General features: G+C 32.6%; 19 protein-coding genes. 12 read left to right on the plus strand and 7 right to left on the minus strand.

Annotation, left to right across the window (positions count from 1 at the left end):
• Positions 1 to 3: 3 nt before the first annotated feature.
• From ABYI63_RS03140 to ABYI63_RS03160, 5 genes are all read right to left on the minus strand, one after another.
• Positions 4 to 2103 carry an OstA-like protein gene (locus ABYI63_RS03140; protein WP_372753339.1) on the minus strand — a complete coding sequence of 700 codons (2100 nt, stop codon included), beginning with the start codon at positions 2101 to 2103 and terminating at the stop codon, positions 4 to 6.
• A gap of 162 nt (positions 2104 to 2265) precedes the next feature.
• On the minus strand, positions 2266 to 3540 hold the full coding sequence (locus tag ABYI63_RS03145; RefSeq protein WP_372753341.1) for an adenylosuccinate synthase: 1275 nt from the start codon (positions 3538 to 3540) through the stop codon (positions 2266 to 2268).
• A gap of 13 nt (positions 3541 to 3553) precedes the next feature.
• Positions 3554 to 4006, minus strand: a complete 453-nt coding sequence (locus ABYI63_RS03150; protein WP_372753343.1) for a Fur family transcriptional regulator — start codon at positions 4004 to 4006, stop codon at positions 3554 to 3556.
• A gap of 26 nt (positions 4007 to 4032) precedes the next feature.
• Positions 4033 to 6252 (minus strand): bifunctional (p)ppGpp synthetase/guanosine-3',5'-bis(diphosphate) 3'-pyrophosphohydrolase, encoded by a 2220-nt coding sequence (locus ABYI63_RS03155; RefSeq protein ID WP_372753345.1) that lies wholly within the window; start codon positions 6250 to 6252, stop codon positions 4033 to 4035.
• Between the two features lie 64 nt (positions 6253 to 6316).
• Positions 6317 to 6895 (minus strand): non-canonical purine NTP diphosphatase, encoded by a 579-nt coding sequence (locus tag ABYI63_RS03160; protein ID WP_372753432.1) that lies wholly within the window; start codon positions 6893 to 6895, stop codon positions 6317 to 6319.
• A gap of 131 nt (positions 6896 to 7026) precedes the next feature.
• Between ABYI63_RS03160 and ABYI63_RS03165 the strand changes: the two genes are divergently transcribed.
• Both ABYI63_RS03165 and hpf read left to right on the plus strand, forming a co-directional pair.
• On the plus strand, positions 7027 to 7623 hold the full coding sequence (locus ABYI63_RS03165) for a peroxiredoxin-like family protein (RefSeq protein WP_372753347.1): 597 nt from the start codon (positions 7027 to 7029) through the stop codon (positions 7621 to 7623).
• A 171-nt stretch (positions 7624 to 7794) separates the two neighbouring features.
• On the plus strand, positions 7795 to 8094 hold the full coding sequence (gene hpf / locus ABYI63_RS03170) for a ribosome hibernation-promoting factor, HPF/YfiA family (RefSeq protein WP_372753349.1): 300 nt from the start codon (positions 7795 to 7797) through the stop codon (positions 8092 to 8094).
• Between the two features lie 12 nt (positions 8095 to 8106).
• On the opposite strand, the gene rlmH is transcribed toward hpf, so the two are convergent.
• On the minus strand, positions 8107 to 8580 hold the full coding sequence (gene rlmH / locus ABYI63_RS03175) for a 23S rRNA (pseudouridine(1915)-N(3))-methyltransferase RlmH (protein WP_372753351.1): 474 nt from the start codon (positions 8578 to 8580) through the stop codon (positions 8107 to 8109).
• Positions 8581 to 8708: 128 nt separating this feature from the next.
• Between rlmH and nadC the strand changes: the two genes are divergently transcribed.
• The 3 genes from nadC to priA all read left to right on the plus strand — a co-directional run bounded on the left by nadC (position 8709) and on the right by priA (position 13065).
• Positions 8709 to 9569 (plus strand): carboxylating nicotinate-nucleotide diphosphorylase, encoded by an 861-nt coding sequence (gene nadC / locus ABYI63_RS03180; RefSeq protein ID WP_372753353.1) that lies wholly within the window; start codon positions 8709 to 8711, stop codon positions 9567 to 9569.
• Between the two features lie 100 nt (positions 9570 to 9669).
• The gene (locus ABYI63_RS03185) at positions 9670 to 10611 is read left to right on the plus strand and encodes a YihY/virulence factor BrkB family protein (RefSeq protein ID WP_372753355.1); all 942 of its coding nucleotides are present in this window, start codon (positions 9670 to 9672) and stop codon (positions 10609 to 10611) included.
• 3 nt (positions 10612 to 10614) lie between these two features.
• Positions 10615 to 13065: a primosomal protein N' gene (priA, locus tag ABYI63_RS03190; protein WP_372753357.1), complete on the plus strand. Its 2451-nt coding sequence runs from the start codon at positions 10615 to 10617 to the stop codon at positions 13063 to 13065.
• A 15-nt stretch (positions 13066 to 13080) separates the two neighbouring features.
• Here the strand turns inward: priA and ABYI63_RS03195 are convergent, their stop codons facing one another.
• Positions 13081 to 13776 carry a LytR/AlgR family response regulator transcription factor gene (locus ABYI63_RS03195; RefSeq protein ID WP_372753359.1) on the minus strand — a complete coding sequence of 232 codons (696 nt, stop codon included), beginning with the start codon at positions 13774 to 13776 and terminating at the stop codon, positions 13081 to 13083.
• A 211-nt stretch (positions 13777 to 13987) separates the two neighbouring features.
• Here ABYI63_RS03195 and rpsF point away from each other — a divergent pair, with 211 nt between their 5' ends.
• The 7 genes from rpsF to hisS all read left to right on the plus strand — a co-directional run bounded on the left by rpsF (position 13988) and on the right by hisS (position 21326).
• Positions 13988 to 14326 carry a 30S ribosomal protein S6 gene (rpsF, locus tag ABYI63_RS03200; protein ID WP_372753362.1) on the plus strand — a complete coding sequence of 113 codons (339 nt, stop codon included), beginning with the start codon at positions 13988 to 13990 and terminating at the stop codon, positions 14324 to 14326.
• Positions 14327 to 14328: 2 nt separating this feature from the next.
• A complete protein-coding gene (rpsR, locus tag ABYI63_RS03205) occupies positions 14329 to 14625 on the plus strand; it encodes a 30S ribosomal protein S18 (RefSeq protein WP_054724943.1) in 297 nt (98 codons plus the stop codon).
• Between the two features lie 15 nt (positions 14626 to 14640).
• A complete protein-coding gene (rplI, locus tag ABYI63_RS03210) occupies positions 14641 to 15090 on the plus strand; it encodes a 50S ribosomal protein L9 (RefSeq protein ID WP_372753365.1) in 450 nt (149 codons plus the stop codon).
• Between the two features lie 144 nt (positions 15091 to 15234).
• Complete coding sequence (locus ABYI63_RS03215; protein ID WP_372753367.1) at positions 15235 to 18399, plus strand: carboxypeptidase regulatory-like domain-containing protein; 3165 nt, start codon at positions 15235 to 15237, stop codon at positions 18397 to 18399.
• Positions 18400 to 18462: 63 nt separating this feature from the next.
• The gene (locus ABYI63_RS03220) at positions 18463 to 19335 is read left to right on the plus strand and encodes a glycerophosphodiester phosphodiesterase family protein (RefSeq protein ID WP_372753369.1); all 873 of its coding nucleotides are present in this window, start codon (positions 18463 to 18465) and stop codon (positions 19333 to 19335) included.
• Positions 19336 to 19376: 41 nt separating this feature from the next.
• The gene (locus ABYI63_RS03225) at positions 19377 to 19847 is read left to right on the plus strand and encodes a DUF6495 family protein (RefSeq protein WP_372753371.1); all 471 of its coding nucleotides are present in this window, start codon (positions 19377 to 19379) and stop codon (positions 19845 to 19847) included.
• A 108-nt stretch (positions 19848 to 19955) separates the two neighbouring features.
• The gene (gene hisS / locus ABYI63_RS03230) at positions 19956 to 21326 is read left to right on the plus strand and encodes a histidine--tRNA ligase (protein ID WP_372753373.1); all 1371 of its coding nucleotides are present in this window, start codon (positions 19956 to 19958) and stop codon (positions 21324 to 21326) included.
• Positions 21327 to 21332: the final 6 nt, after the last annotated feature.

Consider the following 21332-nt stretch of genomic DNA (forward strand, 5'->3'; position numbering starts at 1 on the left):
CAGTTATTTTTTTCTTAGTTGTGTTACAACAGGGCTCCAAACACTAATACTTTCATTTTCTTTGATTTCGTTAATTATACATCTTAAATTACCTCCATCATTTTCTTTCTCTCCAATAACAGAATATTTTTTCCATTCGTTGGTTAAATTTATATTGGTGTAATTATAAACTGTGTTATCACCTCCTTCTTCTTGAAAGATGATTTTTTTTGTTCCAGTTCCTTTTAACCAAACTGAAAATAAAAAATTTCCAACATTCTTTTCAACTATTTGAACAATAGAACCGTTATTGTTAGATAGTCCTGTTATAATTGTAGCTGTTTTTTTTCCGTTTGGAGAAATATCTGAATTACTTTTAATTTTGATATTATTTTTCTCCCAATTTGGATTGCTTAAATCAAAAGGGTTTTGAAGTAAGTTTCCATCATTATTTTCGCCTTCAGGGACGTTTCTGGCAGCCTTGTTTATAATTAAGTTTTGTTCTGCTAATTTTACACGCTCTAATAATTCTTCATCGAAGAAACTATCTTGCGGAATATAATCTTCTAAGCCTTTTATTACTGGTAATTCTAGCGGTTCATCATCCTTAAATAAATCTTCGACGCTAAGTGGGCGCTCGCCTTCACGCCAATCAAAACCTTTTAAGCGCTTTTCTTTTTCTGGGTATTTCGATTCTGGATATAGATTTCCATCTACTTGATTAATTCTGGTGTATTCTTCAATGTCACCTTCTGCAAAAAGTATTGAAATACTACCAGATCTAGCTTTGTCTATACCAATAAGTTCTTGGTTTTCGTTTCTAGCATAAAATATGGATTCGGCATTTTTATCGATATTAACTTGTCTTAATTTGTTCTCGTCATTAAAATATCCAGTTAGTTTTATACCAAAAATTTGATTGAAACCGGTTTTACTAATGGTGTCTTTACTAATAATGAAAGCATTATTAAATACCAACAACGAATCTAGTTTTTCCGTTTCAGAATTAGAGAATAAATGAATGGTATCTCCTGTCATTTGGTTTTCAATATTCCAAAGTACCGGGCGTCTTTTCGTTGAAAATATATCTGAATTATTAAAACGAGCTAAATTTATTAATTTGGTTATTCCTGTTTTTTGGTTAGAGTGGATTGAATCTGCTTTTGCACTTAAATCCGACTTGTAAATTTTAGCGTTGTAATAAGCTCTAACTGTTCTGTTTTCAGGTTTGCCAGTCATCATAATCTTATCGGCATGTATGTAAATAGAATCGTTTTGTTGTTTACTTGCAATTAAAGCTCGTTTGGTTATAAATAAGGAATCTTGTGCTTTAAAAACTTCAGCATAATGTCCAGTTGCAATGCTTTGATTTACAGTATCTGTAACTTTTATATTGTTATTAGCTGAAGCAAATTTTTTGGAATCATCAAAGTATAAACTATCTCCTTTTATTATCCGATTATTATAATGTATTTCAGAATTTTTAACGGCATACCCTGATTTCTTTTTGGTATCATAAAATCCTTTTTCTGTAAATGTTTTACTTTCGGTAGTAGTTATTGTTGATGGTCCAAATAAATAGGCATAACCTGTATCTGAATAAAAATCGAAGTAATTGGAATTTATGGTTGCATCTTTGTTTACTAATGTTACATCGTCAACAAACTGGTATTTTTTTTGCTCCATAAAATACCTTCCTACCTTGCTTGTGATGGTGCCAGAAGTATCTTTTACCACGGTACCGCCATTTTTATAGAATGCTTGTTGTTTTATCCGATCAAAATATAAGGTGTCGGATGAAATGGTTGAATTTGGATCACGTAACACCACATTTCCACTTGCAAATGCTAATTGCGTAATACCACTATATTCAATATATTTTGAAGACATATTAATGGTGTCTCCCTGAATCAAGGTCACGTTTCCGTAGGCTTCAATAAAATTTTCACCACTATAATAAATAGCCTTATCACTCCACATATTAATACTACCTTGAGTAATGTGAACTTGTTGCATTTCATCTCGTGTTAGTATTTTGGCTCCTGGATAATTTAGCTCATCAATGGTTAGCCTACCAGCGTATGTTATTTCAATCTTCTTTTTTTCTTGTGAATGTAGAATCACTACTGAAAAAAAGTTTAGTATTAGTATGATATAAAACGTTTGTTTGTTCAAGTTCTAAAAGTTTGTCGCAAAAATAACGATAATTATAATGTATAATTGTATTGATACGAAAAACGCTCCAAAATATTTTGGAGCGTTTTTAAATATATTTAGTTAAATATTTTACTTTCTAAAAATAGTCTGTTTTCTATCTGGTCCAACTGATACGATGGTGATAGGAATTTCAAGTTCTTTTTCTAAAAACTCAATATAATCATTTAATGCTTTTGGCATTTGAGAAGCATCAGCCATTTCAGTTAAATCTTCTGCCCAACCACTAACTTCTGTGTAAATAGGTTCAACATTTTCTGGTTCAATGTTATAAGGGAAATGAGTTATTGTTTCCCCTTTATATTTATAAGCAGTACATACTTTTAAGGTTTTAAAACCAGAAAGTACATCGCCTTTCATCATCATTAATTGGGTAACACCGTTTACCTGACAAGCATATTTTAGGGCAACTAAATCTAACCAACCACAACGTCTTGCACGTCCTGTGGTTGCTCCAAATTCGTTACCAACACGACTCATGGTAGCACCATCTTCATCGAATAATTCGGTAGGGAAGGGGCCAGAACCAACACGAGTTGTATATGCTTTAAAAATACCGAAAACTTCACCAATTTGGTTTGGTGCCACACCTAAACCAGTACAAGCGCCAGCGGCCGTTGTGTTACTAGATGTTACGAATGGGTACGTTCCAAAATCGATGTCTAATAAAGAACCTTGCGCACCTTCAGCAAGTATGGTTTTGCCTGATTTTTGGGCTTGGTACATGAATTCTTCAGAGTCAATGAATTTTAAAGATTTTAAAACTTCTACTGCTTTAAAAAATTCGGTCTCTAATTCAGCTAAGTTATATTCAATATCAACATTATAAAAGGCTATCATGGATTCATGCTTATCCGCAAGTGCTCTGTAGCGTTCTTTCCAATCACTTAATTCTAAATCGCCAACACGAAGTCCATTTCTACCAGTTTTATCCATATAAGTTGGACCAATACCTTTTAAAGTAGAGCCAATTTTTGCTTTACCTTTAGAAGCTTCACTAGCAGCATCAAGTAAGCGGTGTGTTGGTAAAATGATATGTGCCTTACGGGAAATAACTAACGACTTTCTGTAATCTACATCTTGTGCTTCCAATTTGTCTAACTCACCTTTAAAAATAACAGGGTCGATAACAACGCCATTACCAACTAAATTGATGGTGTCTTCATGAAAAATTCCTGATGGAATAGTATGTAAAACGTGTTTTTTTCCGTTAAAAACAAGTGTGTGTCCTGCATTGGGACCACCTTGAAAACGGGCGATAATATTATAGTTTGAAGTTAATACGTCAACAATTTTTCCCTTGCCTTCGTCTCCCCATTGTAGTCCTAGTAGTAAATCTACTGCCATTGTAAAAAATTAGTTATTTAGTTGATTTTCTATTTCCGTAGAAATAAAGTGAATGATTATTGATCTCGATATCGAAAACTTCTTCGATAGTTTTTTTTATGGATTGAATTCTTGGGTCGCAAAACTCGATAACTTCACCAGTATCGGTTAAAATCACATGGTCGTGCTGTCTGTCAAAATACGATTTTTCGTAATGAGCCTGATTTTGACCAAATTGATGTTTTCTAACTAGTTTGCATTCAAGAAGTAACTCTATCGTGTTGTAAAGTGTAGCTCTGGATACACGATATTTTTTGTTTTTCATGTTAAGATATAGAGATTCTATATCGAAATGTTCCTTGTTGTTGTATATTTCTTGTAATATAGCGTATCGCTCGGGCGTTTTTCGGTGTCCGTTAGTTTCTAAAAAGTTAGTAAATACACTTTTTACTATTTCTTGATTTTTTGTTTCTGCGCTTGCATTCATAATTTCGTTGCAAATTTACACTTTTTTTAAACTCTAGTTACCTTATCTATGCCATTAATTTTTCTAAGTTTATCTAATAGCTTTTTTAATAGGGTGTTATTTTTTACAACAACATTAATTTTTCCGGTAAAAAGACCACTGTCACTTTCGAAACTGATACTTTTCATATTAACATGCATATTTCCAGAAATTACTTTTGTTACATCATTTACTAAACCAATTTGATCGATCCCCGTTATAGAAATCTGAGCCAAAAATTCTTGTTGTGAAGAATCTACCCATTTGGCTTGCATAATTCTATATGCGTAGTTGGATTGTAATGTTAAAGCATTAGGGCAATTTTTTTTGTGAACCTTTATACCTTCGGAAACGGTTAAAAAGCCAAAAACATCATCGCCAGGTATTGGATTACAACAATTAGCTAATTTATAGTCTAATTTTTCCTGTTCTTTTCCAAAAACTAATGAATCATAGTTTGTCGAGATTTCTTCTTTGTCTAAATCTTCTTTTTTAACATTTGCTTTTCTGGTAATTTTACTTTTAATAAAACTCATTAAAGCATTGCTTCGGGAAGATGCATAATCCTTAAGCATGTTATTATCTATGGTACCAATACCTACTCTGTAAAATAAATCTAAACTTGTTTTTAATTTAAAGAAGTTTACTAGTTCATTTACCGACGCCTCATTAAGGTTTATTTTTAACTGTTTTAGTTTTCGACGAAGTATTTCTTTTCCTTCTTCGGCTAAACGTTTTTTGTCTTCTCTTAAAGCTGATTTTATTTTGCTTCTAGCTCTTGCCGTTGTAGCATAATCTAACCAGTTTGAGTTAGGCTTGGCCGTTTCTGAAGTTAGAATGTCTACTTGATCACCACTTTGTAAAATATGATTTAATGGTACCAATTTCCCGTTTACCTTTGCACCACGGGTTTTCATTCCAATTTCTGTATGAATATTGAAGGCGAAATCTAGAGGTGTAGCACCTTTTGGTAATGATTTTAATTCTCCTGTAGGCGTGAAAACAAATATTTCTTTAGAATATAAGTTTAGTTTAAATTGTTCAACAAAATCTACAGCATTCGTTTCTGGGTTTTCCAAGGCCTCTTGAAGCTTGTTTATCCAATTCTCTAAATTATCTTCTTTTTCACCTTCTTGTTTGTATTTATAATGAGCAGCATAGCCTTTTTCTGCGATTTCGTTCATCCGCTCACTTCGAATTTGAACTTCTACCCAGCGACCCTTTGGCCCCATTACAGTAATATGCAAGGCTTCATATCCGGTAGATTTTGGTGATGAAATCCAATCTCTTAACCTTATTGGGTTTGGCCTGAAATGATCGGTTACAATAGAATATATTTTCCAAGCTAAAAACTTTTCGCTTGAAGGGTCACTTTTGTATATAATTCTAACAGCAAATTTGTCATACACTTCATCAAAGGAAACTCCTTGTTTAAGCATTTTGCGTCGAATTGAAAAAATAGACTTAGGTCTGCCTTTGATGGAATAAGTCAAATTTTCTTTATTTAATGAGTTTTTTATTACTTCATTAAATTGCGCAATGTAAAGATCTTGCTCTTCTTTGCTTTCTTTTATTTTTAATACAATATCGTTATATACATTTGGTTCCGTATACTTTAATGCTAAATCCTCTAATTTGGTTTTAATATTATAAAGTCCGATACGATGTGCTAAAGGGGAATAAATATATAACGTCTCAGATGCTATCTTTTCTTGTTTATCAAGTTGCATCGAATCCATGGTTTGCATATTATGAAGACGGTCGGCAATTTTTATGATAATTACCCTAACATCATCATTTAGCGTAAGCAACATTTTTCGAATATTTTCAGCTTGTAAAGACACGTTCATGTCTTTTTCTTTACTTAGTGATGAAATTTTGGTAAGACCATCAACTATAGTAGCAACAGTTTTTCCAAACTGATTTTCAATATCTTCGATTTCATAATTAGGACTGTCTTCAACAACATCATGCAGTAATGCAGCCGCAATTGAAGTGGCATCTAAACCAATTTCTTGAGCTACAATTTTGGCCACAGCAATAGGATGAAAAATATAGGCTTCGCCCGATTTTCGTCGTTGGTCTTTGTGTCCATCTACAGCAACCTCAAAAGCTTTACGAATTAGTTTTTTATCATCATCAGTTAGTGTTGTGTAGCTAACTTTTAATAATTCTTTGTAGGCTTTGGTAATGGCTGCGTTTTCTTTTTCTATATCTTCCTCTGTCATAATTTAAAAGTAGCACAAAGAATATTAACAACCAATAGCATTGATAAATTTTATAGTGATTTTTTTAGTTTTTGGAATTTAAAAGGCCAACTAATTGTGAAATAGCTTTGCCACGGTGCCCTATCTTGTTTTTGAGACTTAATTCCATTTCAGCAAAGGTTTCTTTAAAACCTTTCGGTTTAAAAATAGGGTCGTAACCAAAACCGTTTCCACCTTGTTTGTTTTCGATAATTTCCCCCTCACAAATACCGGTAAAAGTATATTGTTTGTTGTTTAGATGTAGTGCAACTACCGTTTTAAATTGGGCATTTCGGTTGGTTTTGTTCTGCATTTCCATTAACAACTTAGTCATGTTGTCTTCAGCACTTCGTTGTTCACCTGCATAGCGTGCAGAAAAAACACCTGGTTGGCCATTTAATACTTCAACCTCTAAACCAGTATCATCAGCAAAACAATCGTAACCATATTTTTCTTTAATGTAAGTGGCTTTTTGAATGGCGTTACCTTCTATGGTATTTTGTGTTTCTGGAATATCTTCATAACAACCAATAGCTTCTAAACTTAAAAGTTTAATATGGTCTGGAATCAGAGCTTGTACTTCTTTAATCTTATTGGAGTTATTGGTTGCGAAAACGAGTTGCATCATATTTTTTTGTTTTCAAAAATAATGGTATTCATTTAAAATAAAGAATCTCTAATTAAAAAATAAATACGGTAAAATTGTAAGACTTCAGTTTTTATGAAGACAAAACTTCTAAATTTTATAAAATAAACATGATGAAAACCAAATTTTTAGGAGTAGTATTTTTTCTAACAGTATTAATTTCTAATGCGCAAGTACCGGCAAATGCAGAAGATGTAAGTCCATTGTTAATTGGAGAAACCTTGCCAGATGGCAGCTTATTGGATGTAAATGGAGCTACTGTTTTGCTTCAAGAACTTATTGCTGAAAAACCGACAGTTTTGGTGTTTTATCGTGGAGGTTGGTGTCCGTATTGTAACCGACAATTATCTAGTTTAGCATCAGCCGAAGCCGAAATTTTAGAGCTGGGCTATCAAATTGTGGCAGTTAGCCCAGATAATTATATGCAATTAAAACCTACAAAGGAAGAGGCATTAGTAAATTATAAAGTATTTTCGGATCCAGGAGCAAAATTAATTCAAGATGTTGGTATCGGTTTTTTAACCCCAGAAAAAGCGAAACCTTATATAGAAAAAAAGACGGAACAGGAAGCAACTAATATTTTGCCAGTTCCAACGGTTTTTGTGGTTGATAAATCGGGAAAAATTATGTTTCAATATATTAATATTGATTATAAACAACGATTAAGCGATACCGTGCTTTTAGCGGTTTTAACAGATTTAAACTAATTTGCTTTTAGAAATTTTACTTAATTTAAGCCTATTATGAAATTTTGGTTTTTCAATTAATTGATAACCTGCTAATAAAATAATTTAACTTTTTTTATGATTAAAATATGCTGAAATTTATAAAAATTAATGTACTTTACACTATGTTAAACTAAGTAAAAAAATAAGAATATGACAGTAAATTTTCAGTATGTTGGTGTAGATGTAAGTGAAACGCTATCTTCTTTTACGGAAGAAAAATTAAATAAATTATCTAATAAATATGAATTCATAATAAGTGCAATGGTTTATTTTAAAATAGATGAAAATAAACATGAAACAGGAAAAATCTGTAATATAGAATTAAGTTTACCAGGTCCAAGAATTTTTGCTACTTCAACCGAGCGTAATTTTGAGGTGGCTGTAAGAGAAACAATTGGTGATTTAGAGCGTCAATTGGCAAAACGGAAAGAAACGTTTAAGGCGCACTAATTAAATTAATAATTACCTATGGTGGTAAGGTTCATTTTTTAAAATGGTAAAGCCACGGTAAAGTTGTTCAATAAAAAATAAGCGAATCATCTGATGGGAAAATGTCATTCTTGATAATGATAGTTTCCCATTTGCTTTTTTATACACTTCCTCAGAAAATCCGTAAGGCCCACCAATTACAAAAACCAACTGCTTAATACCGGAGTTCATATGTTTTTGTAAATATTCCGAAAAATTAACTGAATCCAATTGTTTTCCATTTTCGTCCAATAAAATTAAAACATCAGTTGCGTTTAGTTTATTCAGAATCAGTTCTCCTTCTTTTTGTTTTTGCTGGTCTTCACTTAAATTTTTTACGTTTTTAATATCTGGAATAATTTCAGCTAAAAACTTGATATAGAACCCTAAACGTTTTGTGTAGTCTTCAATTAAGGTTTGTAAATCCTTATTGTCGGTTTTTCCTATTGCAATTAATTTGATGGTCATAACCGCAAAAATAGCATATACTAATTATGAATAATGAATTTAAATATTAAAATTTTATAAAAATCGTAATTGTAAAATTAAAAAAAGTAAATCAATTTGTTATTTTTGTGTCAAATCTGCGGTAATATATGATAACACAAGAACAATTTGACAAAGAAGTTGCATCAATAATTTCCAACGCAATTAGAGAAGATGTAGGAGATGGAGATCATAGTTCTTTAGCTTGCATTCCAGAAACAGCAAGAGGTAAGGCAAAACTATTGGTTAAGGATAAAGGCATTATTGGAGGTGTAAATTTTGCTAAGAAAGTATTTGCTTATGTTGATAAGAGTTTAAAGTTAGAAGTACTTATAGAGGATGGCACAGAGGTTACTTACGGCGATGTCGTTATGTATGTAGAAGGACCATCGCAGTCTATTTTAAAGGCAGAACGCACTGTGTTAAACGCAATGCAACGCATGAGTGCTATTGCTACAAAAACACGGATGTTTGTAGATTTACTAAAAGGTACTAAAACCCAAATTCTAGATACCAGAAAAACAACACCTGGTATTCGTGTTTTAGAAAAATGGGCGGTAAAAATAGGTGGTGGTGAAAATCACAGATTCGCTCTTTATGATATGATTATGCTGAAAGACAATCATATTGATTTTGCAGGAGGTATTACCAAAGCTGTAGAAATGAGTAAACAATACTTAAAGGATACAGGTAAGGATTTAAAAATAATGGTAGAAGCCAGAAATTTAACTGAAGTGGAAGAAATTCTACATTGTGAAGGTGTTTACAGAATCTTACTTGATAATTTTGATTATGAAGATACTAAAACAGCAGTTAAAATGATAGGTGATAAATGTTTAACAGAATCGTCTGGTAATATAAACGAAAGCACCATAAGGCATTATGCTGAATGTGGCGTAAATTATATTTCTTCGGGTGCATTAACACATTCTGTTCATAATATGGACCTTAGTTTAAAGGCTATTAAATAATTTTACTTTATAATAATTTTTAATGTCAGTATAATAAGCATTTATTGTACTGACATTTTTAATTTTAATAACTTTGTTATAATTTAAATGCAGTTTATTAATGACCAAAAACCTACGAGAAAAACTCGAAAAAATACCTTTTATTAACGTTATTGTACGGTTTTTTAAGCGAGCTAAGTTACCGGGTCTTGAAGGGTTGTCATTTTACGATTTGTTGGAACTTTACATAACTGGAATTGTAAAAGGAGCATTAACAACCAGAGCAAGTGCTATTGCGTTTAGCTTTTTTATGGCCTTGTTCCCTTTTTTGTTATTTATTTTAATAGTAATACCGTATGTACCTATTGATGATTTTAAAATAGAATTCCTTAGGTTTTTGGAATCTTTTTTACCATCAAGTACTTCCGATTTCTTTTTTGAAAGTATTTTTGAAGGAATCGACCAATCACAACGAGGAGGATTGGTGTCCTCTGTATTTGTATTATCAATTGTGCTTATGGCAAATGGGGTAAATGCCCTATTTTCGGGTTTTGAAAATTCGTATCACGAGCAATTATCTAGAAATGTTTTTCGGCAATATTTATATGCTTTATGGGTTGCAATTATACTTGCTTTCTTGCTTATTATTACTATTGCCGTATTAGGTTATTTTCAAATTTATATTGTTCAAAAAGTGTTAGATACTTTGCATGAAAAGGGATACGACGTAGCAAAACAAAGTGTTATGTGGTTTAATGTTGTGAAGTATATATTTTTTATAATTATGGTATATATGGCAACTGCTACAATGTATTATTTTGGAACAAAAGAAGGAAGGTATTCTAAGTTTTTTTCTGTAGGCGCGGGTTTTACAACATTTTTAGTAATCGTATTGTCTTTTTTATTTGGTATTTATATTGAAAATTTCGGGCAGTACAATAAATTGTATGGCTCCATTGGTGCTCTTTTAATCCTTATGATTTATTTATGGTTAAACGCGAATATTTTATTGTTAGGTTATGAATTAAATGCTTCACTAAATAAATTGCGCAAAAGAACATAGTTTATGTTGTATTTTATAGATGTTATTATTCCAGTTCCCCTGCAAAAGTTGTTTACTTATAGTATCACTGCTGCCGAGGCTAATTTTTTAAAAATAGGTATGCGTGTTGCAGTACCTTTCGGAAAGTCTAAAATCTATACAGGTATAGTAACTAAAATTCATAATGAAGCACCAATTGCTTATGAGGCTAAAGACATTCATCAAATTTTAGATGATGGCCCTATTGTAAATGAAAAACAACTTCAACTTTGGGAATGGATAGCTAATTATTATATGTGTACTTTGGGAGACGTTATGCGAGCTGCCTTACCTAGTGCATTTGTGCTAGAAAGTGAAACAATCATTATAAAAAATTCTAAAGAAATTGATGAGGGTATTTTAAAGGACGACGAATTTTTGGTTTATGAAGCTTTGCAACATCAATCTTCGCTAAAAATTCATGATATTTCTAATATTCTCGATAAAAAAAATGTACTTCCAGTTATACAGCGTTTAATTGAAAAAGAAGCCATTTCGGTAGAAGAGGAGGTATATGAAAAATACAAACCAAAGTTGGTACGGTATGTAAAATTACATGCTAACTATGCTTCTGAAACGGCACTGCAAAACCTCTTAGATGATTTAAATAGAGCGCCTAAACAACATCAGGTTATTTTAACTTTGTTTTCTGTTTCGGCAATTACAAAAAAACCTATAAAGGTAGCCGATTTAGCAAAGGAAAGTGATACATCGCCCGCTATTATAAAGTCTTTGATTGACAAAGGTATTCTTGAAGAATATTTTATTCAAACCGATCGTGTTCAATTTTCTGGAGATGACAATGAAGATTCTAAAAATTTAAACGAGTATCAAAACACAGCCTTAACTGAAATTAAGGCAGCTTTTAAAGAGCAATCGGTTGTGCTTCTTCATGGTGTTACATCTTCAGGAAAAACAGAGGTGTATGTAAAACTTATTGAAGAGGTTTTAAGTAGAGGTAAACAGGTACTTTATTTATTGCCCGAAATTGCATTGACAGCTCAACTAATAACAAGGCTTCAAAACTATTTTGGCGAGCAAGTAGCGGTGTTCCACTCTAAATATTCATCGCATGAACGGGTTGAGGTTTGGAATAATGTGTTGAACAATTCCGCGAAAGCGCAAATAGTTTTAGGTGCACGTTCATCTATATTTTTACCATTTGAAAGTTTAGGCTTAATAATTGTGGATGAAGAACACGAAACATCTTTTAAGCAATTTGATCCTGCACCGCGATACCATGCAAGAGATACTTCGGTAGTTTTAGCGCATATTCATCAAGCAATAATTCTTTTAGGTTCAGCAACTCCTAGTCTAGAGAGCTACTTTAACGCCAAACAAAATAAATATGGTTTTGTTGAAATATTGAAACGCTATAATGATGTTTTGATGCCAGAAATTGAATTGGTTGATATTAAGGAGAAGCAAAAAAAGAAGTTGATGAAAGGTCATTTTAGCGATAGGCTCCTTGAAGAAATGACTGAAACCTTACGAGAAGGGCATCAAATTATATTGTTTCAAAACCGACGTGGATTTTCTCCAATTGTAGAATGTAATACCTGTGGGCATTCGCCACAATGCCCAAATTGCGATGTTAGTTTAACCTATCATCAATACCGCGATCAGCTGCGCTGTCATTATTGTGGGTTTTCAGAGGTAATGCGAAAAACTTGTAGTGCTTGCGGAAGTCCGGAGTTAGATAATAAAGGGTTTGGTACCGAGCAAATAGAAGGGGAAGTAAAGTTATTGTTTCCAGATTATAAGGTAGCAAGAATGGACTTGGATACTACTCGCGGTAAATATGGGTACGAAAAAATAATCACAGCTTTGGAACAGCAGGAGATTGATATATTAGTAGGAACGCAAATGCTAACTAAAGGTTTAGATTTTAGGAATGTGAAGTTGGTTGGCATTATGAATGCAGATAATATGCTAAATTTCCCTGATTTCAGAGCCCACGAACGAAGCTTTCAATTAATGTTGCAAGTTTCGGGTAGAGCAGGCCGGACAGAAGAGCGCGGAAAGGTTTTAATTCAAACCTATAATCCGTACCATAATATATTACAACAGGTTTCTACAAATAACTATATAGATATGTATAACGAGCAAATGAATGATCGTTATAATTTTAAATATCCACCTATTTACAAGCAGATAAAAATTACTTTAAAACACAAGGAATACAATCGTGTAGAAACCGCTTCAAATTGGTATGCTAAATCACTTCGAAATGTGTTTGGAGATTATATTTTAGGACCCGAATCGCCTCCAATAGCTAGAATTAGAAATCAGTTTCATAAAAACATTTTGGTAAAAATTCCTAAAAAGCAATCTTTAGGTAAAACAAAAGAAGCTATTATTAAGATAAATAACAGCTTCATGAGTGTAAAAGATTTTCGGTCGGTTAAAGTAATTTTAAATGTCGATAACTTTTAACCCGATTGTGTTACTTTAAATATTATTTAAAGCATCAACTAATTGGGTTTTTTTGTTTCTACTTAATGGAATTTCGTAAGCACCAACTTCCACATTTTTACTGTTAAACCTATCTATTTTATCTAAATTCACAATGTAGGATTTGTGAATTCTTAAAAATTTATTTTCAGGTAATTCTTTTTCAAAAGATTTCATAGTAGAAAGTACTACTAAACTATTTTCTTCTGTTACAAGTTTTACATAATCACCAAGAGCCTCAATCCATTTAATATCTTTAATATAAACTTTACGTTTTTTCAGATTGCTTTTAACAAAGATATGTTCTCCTTCTTCTTCATTAAAATCTTGGATTAATTTATGTTGTTCTAAGGCTTTTTCAACAGCTGTATTAAAACGTTCTCTAGTAATTGGTTTATGTAAATAATCGGTAGCATCATAGTTAAATGCTTTAAAAGCATATTCTGTTTTACCGGTTACAAAGATAATTTGAGGTTTGTTGTTTAACACGTCTAATAGTTCAAATCCATTAAGCACTGGCATTTCAATGTCTAAAAAGATAAGGTCTACTTGGTGTGTGTTTAAGCCATTTTTGGTTTCTAGCGCACTACTGTACTCTGCAATTAAGTTAAGAGCGGGGTGGTTCTCTACTAACTTAACGATAGAGAGACGCTGTATTGCTGAATCGTCTACTACTACACAGTTTAAAGTCATAACATTTATATTATTTCGGTTAAGATATCGACAATATTACAAAAAATTCGGTTAAAAACCAAATAACATCGTTAAACTGTTTGATTTAACATAATTTTAACATATGAGAACTGATGCAAATATAATATAAAATATAGTTAAAATTAAGTTGTGTAATATGTATTTATTAACTACTTTTGCAGCCAATTTTTAACAATAAAACACGATTTTTATGAATCATTATGAAACTGTTTTCATCTTAAATCCCGTTTTATCTGAAGATCAGATAAAGGAAACAGTAAAGAAATACGAAGATTTTCTTGTTTCTAACGGCGCTAAGATGATATCAAAAGAAGATTGGGGGCTTAAGAAATTAGCTTATCCAATTCAAAACAAAAAAAGTGGTTTCTATCACTTATTTGAATACACTGTTGCTGGTGAAGTAATTAACACTTTAGAAGTAGAATTTAGACGTGATGAGCGTTTTATGCGTTATTTAACCGTATCGTTAGATAAACACGCTATTTCATGGGCAGAGAGAAGAAGAGTTAAACTTAAACAAAAAGCTTAATTATGTCATCTATAGAACAACAATCAAAAGGAAAAAAAGACGGCGAAATCAGATATTTAACGCCACTTAATATTGATACTAACAAACAAAAGAAATATTGTCGTTTCAAAAAATCTGGTATTAAATATATCGATTATAAAGATCCAGATTTCTTATTAAAGTTTGTAAACGAGCAAGGTAAAATTTTACCTCGTCGTTTAACAGGAACTTCTTTAAAATACCAAAGAAAAGTATCTGTTGCTGTAAAAAGAGCACGTCATTTAGCATTAATGCCATACGTAGCAGATTTATTAAAATAAAAAATACCGATAACAATGGAACTTATATTAAAACAAGACGTTGAAAATTTAGGATTTAAAGACGATGTTGTAACAGTTAAGAACGGTTATGGTAGAAACTTTTTAATTCCTCAAGGTCAAGCTGTTATGGCTACGGCTTCTGCTAAAAAAGTGTTAGCAGAAAACTTAAAGCAAAGAGCTTTTAAAGAAAAGAAAATAGTTGATGACGCTAATAAAGTTGCTGAAGCATTAAAAGCTTTAGAAATTAAAATCGCAGCTAAAGTAGGATCAGGTGATAAATTATTTGGTTCTGTAAACAACATTGATGTTGCTGCTGCTTTAGAAAAAGAAGGTCAATCTATTGATAAAAAATTCATTACAGTTACTACTATTAAACGTACTGGTAAATATACTGCCGTTATTCGTTTACACAGATCAGTAACAGTTGATTTAGAATTTGAAGTTATTGCTGCACAAGCAGAGTAATGTTAACAAAAAGTTAATAAAAGCTTATAACTTATTAAAACCACTCTTTTGAGTGGTTTTTTTTTGTCCTATTTTTACCTATATATTAATTGTTTTGTATGCTAAATGATTAATTTTCAGACTAACTCTAACAATTTTATTCACATGAAAAAAAATTATTTTTTATTTTTCTTACTCTTTTTTGGATTATTTGCCTTTGCGCAGGTAACAACATCGAACATTAAAGGTCTTATTTTAGATGAATCTTCAGAACCGCTTCCTGGAGCTAATGTTGTAGCTATACATACTCCCACAGGAACTAAGTATGGTGCTTCTACAAATATTGATGGGAGGTTTAATTTACTAAACTTGCGAGTAGGTGGTCCATACACTGTTTCCATTAGTTTTCTAGGATACCAGAGCCAAACTTACAATGACGTTTATTTAACTTTAGGAAAAACTGAAAATTTTGATGTCGCTTTAGTTGCCGATAGCCAGCAATTGGACGTTGTGGTAATTAAAGGGTCTAGTAGTACTGGTACTTTTGGTAGTGACCGTACAGGTGCTGAAACCAGTGTTGGAAGACGAGAATTAACGAGTTTACCAACCATTTCAAGATCTGCTTCAGATTTTACCAGATTAGAGCCTTCATCTACAGGGAATTCATTTGGTGGTAGAAATGACCAGTTTAATAATTTCTCATTAGATGGCGCTATTTTTAATAATCCTTTTGGGTTAGATGCTCCAACTCCAGGTGGTCAAACCGATGCCCAACCGATTTCTTTAGATGCTATTGATCAAATTTCAGTATCCCTTGCGCCTTATGATGTTACGCAATCTGGATTTACGGGTGCTTCTGTAAATGCTGTTACAAAAAGTGGAACGAATGATTTTCATGGAACAGTTTATGGTTTTTATAGAGATGAAAACTTCACTGGTAGTAAAGTTAATGGCGAAGATGTACCAACGTCAGATTTGAAACAAAATCAATATGGAATTAGTATTGGTGGACCCATTGTGAAGAATAAACTATTCTTTTTTGCAAATTTTGAAAAGGATGATAGAACAGATTTAGGAACCAATGGTTGGGTACCAAACACGGGCTCTGGTGCGGTAAACGAATCGAGAGTACTGGAAAGTGATTTTATTTCGGTACAAGATGCTTTGGCTAATTTGGGATATGATACAGGTAGATATACAGGCTTTAATTATGGTTCGGAATCTACAAAAGGGATTTTTAAGTTAGATTGGAATATTAATGAGAATAATAGGTTAGCTGTTATTTATAATTGGTTAGATGCTTCAAAAGAAAAGCCTGCTCATCCTACGGCATTAGGGGCTAGGGGGCCTAATTACCAAACTTTACAATTTGAAAATTCAGGATATCAAATAAATAATAATTTACAATCAGTGCAATTGGAGTTAAACTCCACATTGTCCGATGCAATGACCAATAAGCTTCAAGTAGGTTATACGCATTTTGATGATTTTAGAAATCCAAAATCAAGTCCAGCTCCGGTTATTGCTATTCAAGATGGGGCAGGATCAAATTATATAATTGCTGGTCATGAACCATTTTCAATTAATAACTTATTAGACCAAAAAGTATTTCAATTAACAGATAACTTGAATGTAGTAAAAGGAAATCATACCTTCACTATTGGGTTTTCATTTGAAAAATTTGAATTCGCAAATTCTTTTAATTTAGTAAACTACGAGTCTTTTAACTTTGGAATCTTCCCTTATTACGGGCTTTTTAGTCCTTATCCAGATGTTCAAACTTTTTTAGATAATGCACAACCAGGAGGTGTTGTAGATCAATATTTAACTGCAACTGAAAATGCTTATGATACTTTTAATGCCAATGGCACAGGAAATGACGGAGGGTGGAAGCTTTCTGAGTTGAATGTAGGCCAATTATCTTTTTACGTGCAAGATGAATGGAATGTGAACGATGCCTTTAAAGTAACATACGGCGTACGTTTTGATAAACCATTGTATTTTGATACTAGTGATTTAATTCAGAAATATATTGATACAGATAATGGGGCTACAAGAGATAATAGCGTCTATTATTTTAATCCAAACACTAATGAAGAGGTTAATTTAGATTCTACAACATTACCAGGAAACGATTGGTTAGTTTCTCCTAGATTGGGTTTCAACTGGGATGTTAATAATGAAAACACAACCCAGGTTAGAGGTGGTACGGGGCTATTTACTGGGCGCTTTCCTTTCGTATGGTTAGGAAATCAAGTGAGTGGTGCTGATGATGGTTTCTTTCAATTAGTAGATCCAGATTATCAATGGCCTCAAGTTTGGCGTACTAATTTAGGTGCAGATCATCGATTAGAAAATGGCATTACCTTAACTGCGGATGTATCGTTTACCAAAGATCTAAATGCAGCTCACGTACAAAACTGGGGACTAAGAAATCCTTCAGGAACACTAAATGCACCAGGTGATGATAGACCAATTTATGTTTCTGGTGATTCAGGAAATAATGCTTATGTGTTTACAAACTCAGATAAAGGTAGAGTATGGAATGCGACTCTAAAAGCCCAAAAAACATTTGATAGTGGTATTTACACAAGTTTTGCTTACAACTATTTAAATGCTAAAGATGTAAATTCTATTGAAGCAGAAATTACTGGTGATGCTTTTGATTTTAATCCTAATCTTGGTAACGCAAATAACGATGTATTATCCTATTCTAAATATGGAGACACTCATCGTTTTATTGGTATCGCAAGTAAAAAATGGTCCTATTCAAATGATAAAATGGGTACAACTATTTCTACGTTTTTTGAATATGCACAAGGTGGACGTTACAATTATACCTATGCAGGAAACATCAATGGCGATAGTTCATTTCAAAATAATGACTTAATTTATATTCCAACTGCAAGTGAAGTGCAACAAATGGATTTTTCAGGAGGTACAAGTATGGCTAATGATTTTGAGAATTTTATTCAACAAGATAAATATCTAAGTGAAAATAGAGGAAGTTATTTTGAAAGATACGGAGCCTTATCACCTTGGAGAAGTAGATGGGATGTAAAGGTTTTACAGGATTTTAACTTTGAAGTTAGCGAAGGAAAAACAAATACATTACAAATAAGTCTTGATATTCTTAATTTTGGTAACCTATTATATTCAGAATGGGGTGTGGTTCAGCAGCCTAATAACTTGTCGCCAATTAGTGTAGACACCTCTGGTGCAACACCAGTTTATACCTTTAGTGAAGGCTCGGACGCTCGAACTTTTGGATTTGACTCTAGTTTAGCTTCAAGATGGCAAGCCCAAATAGGATTACGTTATATTTTCTAAAGAAAGTAGCATATAAATTATTAAATTTGCGCCCCATTAAAGGGCGCATTTTTTATGTTTAAAATGAAATATATAGTTGTAATTTGTCTGTTTTTTGCCAGTTTTTCATGTAAAGTAAAATCCGAAAAACAGTCAGTAGCTAATAAATCGGCATTAGTAAGTAAGTTTGTGTATCAGTCTCAAAAAGACCCTATAATTAGTGTGCACAGAGGAGGTAAGTCCATTGAAAATTATCCTGAAAACTGTTTGGAGACTTTAGAATATATAAATGACAGTATATCTGCTATATATGAGATTGATGTAGCAAAAACGAAAGATAACATACTTGTTTTAATGCACGATAATAGCTTGGATAGAACCTCCACGGGGCAGGGTGATATTACCAAATATACCTACCAGGAATTACAACAATTTAATTTAAAAGATGATTTTGGGAATGAAACTAAGTTTAAAATTCCGTTATTTAAAGATGTTTTAATTTGGGCTAAAACGAATCAGGTTATTTTAACAATCGATATAAAAAAGAGCGTTTCGGTGAAACAAGTGGTTGCTTTAATTGAAGAAACCCGAGCAGAAGATGTTTCCATTATTATCACTTATGACATGAAGCAAGCCAGCGCAGCTTATAAAGCTTCTCCAAATTTATTACTATCGGTTTCGGCTAGGAATGATGAGGAATTAGATTGGTTGTTGCATTCAGAAATTCCAACGGAAAACATGATTGCCTTTACAGGAACACGGCTATCGTCCGAACCATTTTATAAAAAATTACACGATTTAGGATTCACTTGTATATTAGGTACATTAGGGAATTTAGATAAGCAGGCACAGGCAAAGGGAGACGATCTTTATCAACATTGGGTAGATTTAGGTGTTGATGTAATTGCAACCGATAGGCCATTTGCTGTTGCAGCAAGTTTAAATATTAAAAAATAAAGTATAGTTTTCTCGATAAATTCGGGTTTAAAAAGAATTTCATGAAATATTCAAGACTTACAAAAGAACAATTTGAAGAATTACACCAAGAGTTTATAAACTTTTTGGCCACTCAATCTATAACTGCTGATGAGTGGGCGAACCTAAAGGAAAACAAACCAGAATTAGCAGAAATGGAGTTGGATGTTTTTAGCGATTTAATTTGGGAAGGTGTTTTAAACCAAGCAGAATATTTAGAACATTTTTCGGCACAACACATTTATTTATTCCGTTTGGGGAAAAAGAAAATGAAAGCCATCGTAATAAACGTCAAAAATCCGGAGGTTGATATTACTACCCAAAAAGGATATGACTGGTTGCGTGAAAATTTAATGGATGAACGTGTGGAGTTTTTACAGGCAGATAAGCCTTATACCGAAGATAAAAATTTAGATAAATTTAAAATGATTGAACAAGGCGCTGTAATAACCAAAGGTGAATTGTTTAAGTATTTTGATGATTTAATAAATTAGTCTTTTGTAAATTCGCAGCAAATACTAATTTGTTTAATTGTTTATGCGTTGAATTGTTTAGTCGTAAAGACCAATTCGTAATTCGTAATTCGTAATTCGTAATTCAATATGGCCCAAAAACCAAGCATACCAAAAGGCACAAGAGATTTTAATCCAGAACAAGTAGCAAAACGCAATTATATTTTTAATACCATTCGTGGTGCTTTTGAAACGTTCGGTTTTCAACCTATTGAAACACCTAGTTTTGAAAACTCAGATACCCTGATGGGCAAATATGGTGATGAGGGAGATCGTTTAATTTTTAAGATTTTAAATTCGGGAGACTATTTAGCTAAAGTTGATGAACAGGCGTATGCTAATAAAGATTCCTTGAAATTAACTTCTAATATCTCTGAAAAAGCCTTGCGCTACGATTTGACGGTGCCATTTGCACGTTACGTAGTACAACACCAAAATGAGATTGAGTTCCCTTTTAAGCGCTATCAAATACAACCTGTGTGGCGTGCCGACAGACCACAAAAGGGACGTTTTAGAGAGTTTTACCAATGTGATGCCGATGTAGTAGGTAGTACATCACTTTGGCAAGAAGTTGAGTTTATTCAATTATACGATACTGTATTTTCATCTTTAAAATTAGAAGGTGTAACTATTAAAATTAACAACCGTAAAATATTATCTGGAATAGCCGAAGTTATTGGTGCTTCCGATAAGTTAATCGATTTTACGGTAGCTTTAGATAAACTCGATAAAATAGGCGAAGAGAAGGTAAAAGAGGAAATGCTTTCTAAAGGTATTTCAGAAGAAGGCATTGCTAAATTACAGCCTTTATTTACCTTGTCAGGTTCATTTGAATCGCAAATAGAAAGTTTAAAATCTATTTTATCAACTTCCCAAGAAGGAACGAAAGGCATTGAAGAATTGGCTTTTATTAATGAAGCTATTTCTGTATTGGGATTACAAACAGCTACATTACAGCTTGATGTAACCTTGGCACGTGGCTTAAATTATTACACAGGAGCTATTTTTGAAGTAGCCGCACCAAAAACCGTGCAAATGGGTTCTATTGGTGGTGGCGGACGTTACGACGATTTAACTGGTATTTTCGGATTAAATAATGTAAGTGGCGTTGGTGTCAGTTTTGGTTTAGATCGTATCTATTTGGTACTTGAAGAATTAGGATTGTTCCCTGAAACGGTGAATAAAAACGTTGAAGTATTATTCATCAATTTTGGAAACAAAGAAGCTTTGTTTTGTTTGAAAGCGATTAAGCAATTACGTTCAGCTGGTATTAATACGGAGTTATATCCTGATGCTGATAAGATGAAAAAGCAAATGAATCATGCCAATAAACGTAATATTCCATTTGTTGTTTTAGTAGGTGATGAGGAAGTTAATTCGAACACATATACTTTAAAAAATATGGTTTCAGGAGAACAATTAAAAGTGTCTTTAGAAGACATGCTAAAGCATTTAAAATAGAAAAGT

Source organism: Mariniflexile sp. (assembly GCF_041583155.1).
GTDB lineage: Bacteria > Bacteroidota > Bacteroidia > Flavobacteriales > Flavobacteriaceae > Mariniflexile.

What these genes read in the sequence shown, in the direction of transcription:
- ABYI63_RS03145 (WP_372753341.1), bottom strand. Translation starts at nt 3,540, where the DNA reads ATGGCAGTAGATTTACTACTAGGACTACAATGGGGAGACGAAGGCAAG.
- ABYI63_RS03150 (WP_372753343.1), bottom strand. Translation starts at nt 4,006, where the DNA reads ATGAATGCAAGCGCAGAAACAAAAAATCAAGAAATAGTAAAAAGTGTA.
- ABYI63_RS03155 (WP_372753345.1), bottom strand. Translation starts at nt 6,252, where the DNA reads ATGACAGAGGAAGATATAGAAAAAGAAAACGCAGCCATTACCAAAGCC.
- ABYI63_RS03160 (WP_372753432.1), bottom strand. Translation starts at nt 6,895, where the DNA reads ATGCAACTCGTTTTCGCAACCAATAACTCCAATAAGATTAAAGAAGTA.
- ABYI63_RS03165 (WP_372753347.1), top strand. Translation starts at nt 7,027, where the DNA reads ATGATGAAAACCAAATTTTTAGGAGTAGTATTTTTTCTAACAGTATTA.
- hpf (WP_372753349.1), top strand. Translation starts at nt 7,795, where the DNA reads ATGACAGTAAATTTTCAGTATGTTGGTGTAGATGTAAGTGAAACGCTA.
- rlmH (WP_372753351.1), bottom strand. Translation starts at nt 8,580, where the DNA reads ATGACCATCAAATTAATTGCAATAGGAAAAACCGACAATAAGGATTTA.
- nadC (WP_372753353.1), top strand. Translation starts at nt 8,709, where the DNA reads ATGATAACACAAGAACAATTTGACAAAGAAGTTGCATCAATAATTTCC.
- ABYI63_RS03185 (WP_372753355.1), top strand. Translation starts at nt 9,670, where the DNA reads ATGACCAAAAACCTACGAGAAAAACTCGAAAAAATACCTTTTATTAAC.
- priA (WP_372753357.1), top strand. Translation starts at nt 10,615, where the DNA reads ATGTTGTATTTTATAGATGTTATTATTCCAGTTCCCCTGCAAAAGTTG.
- ABYI63_RS03195 (WP_372753359.1), bottom strand. Translation starts at nt 13,776, where the DNA reads ATGACTTTAAACTGTGTAGTAGTAGACGATTCAGCAATACAGCGTCTC.
- rpsF (WP_372753362.1), top strand. Translation starts at nt 13,988, where the DNA reads ATGAATCATTATGAAACTGTTTTCATCTTAAATCCCGTTTTATCTGAA.
- rpsR (WP_054724943.1), top strand. Translation starts at nt 14,329, where the DNA reads ATGTCATCTATAGAACAACAATCAAAAGGAAAAAAAGACGGCGAAATC.
- rplI (WP_372753365.1), top strand. Translation starts at nt 14,641, where the DNA reads ATGGAACTTATATTAAAACAAGACGTTGAAAATTTAGGATTTAAAGAC.
- ABYI63_RS03215 (WP_372753367.1), top strand. Translation starts at nt 15,235, where the DNA reads ATGAAAAAAAATTATTTTTTATTTTTCTTACTCTTTTTTGGATTATTT.
- ABYI63_RS03220 (WP_372753369.1), top strand. Translation starts at nt 18,463, where the DNA reads ATGAAATATATAGTTGTAATTTGTCTGTTTTTTGCCAGTTTTTCATGT.
- ABYI63_RS03225 (WP_372753371.1), top strand. Translation starts at nt 19,377, where the DNA reads ATGAAATATTCAAGACTTACAAAAGAACAATTTGAAGAATTACACCAA.
- hisS (WP_372753373.1), top strand. Translation starts at nt 19,956, where the DNA reads ATGGCCCAAAAACCAAGCATACCAAAAGGCACAAGAGATTTTAATCCA.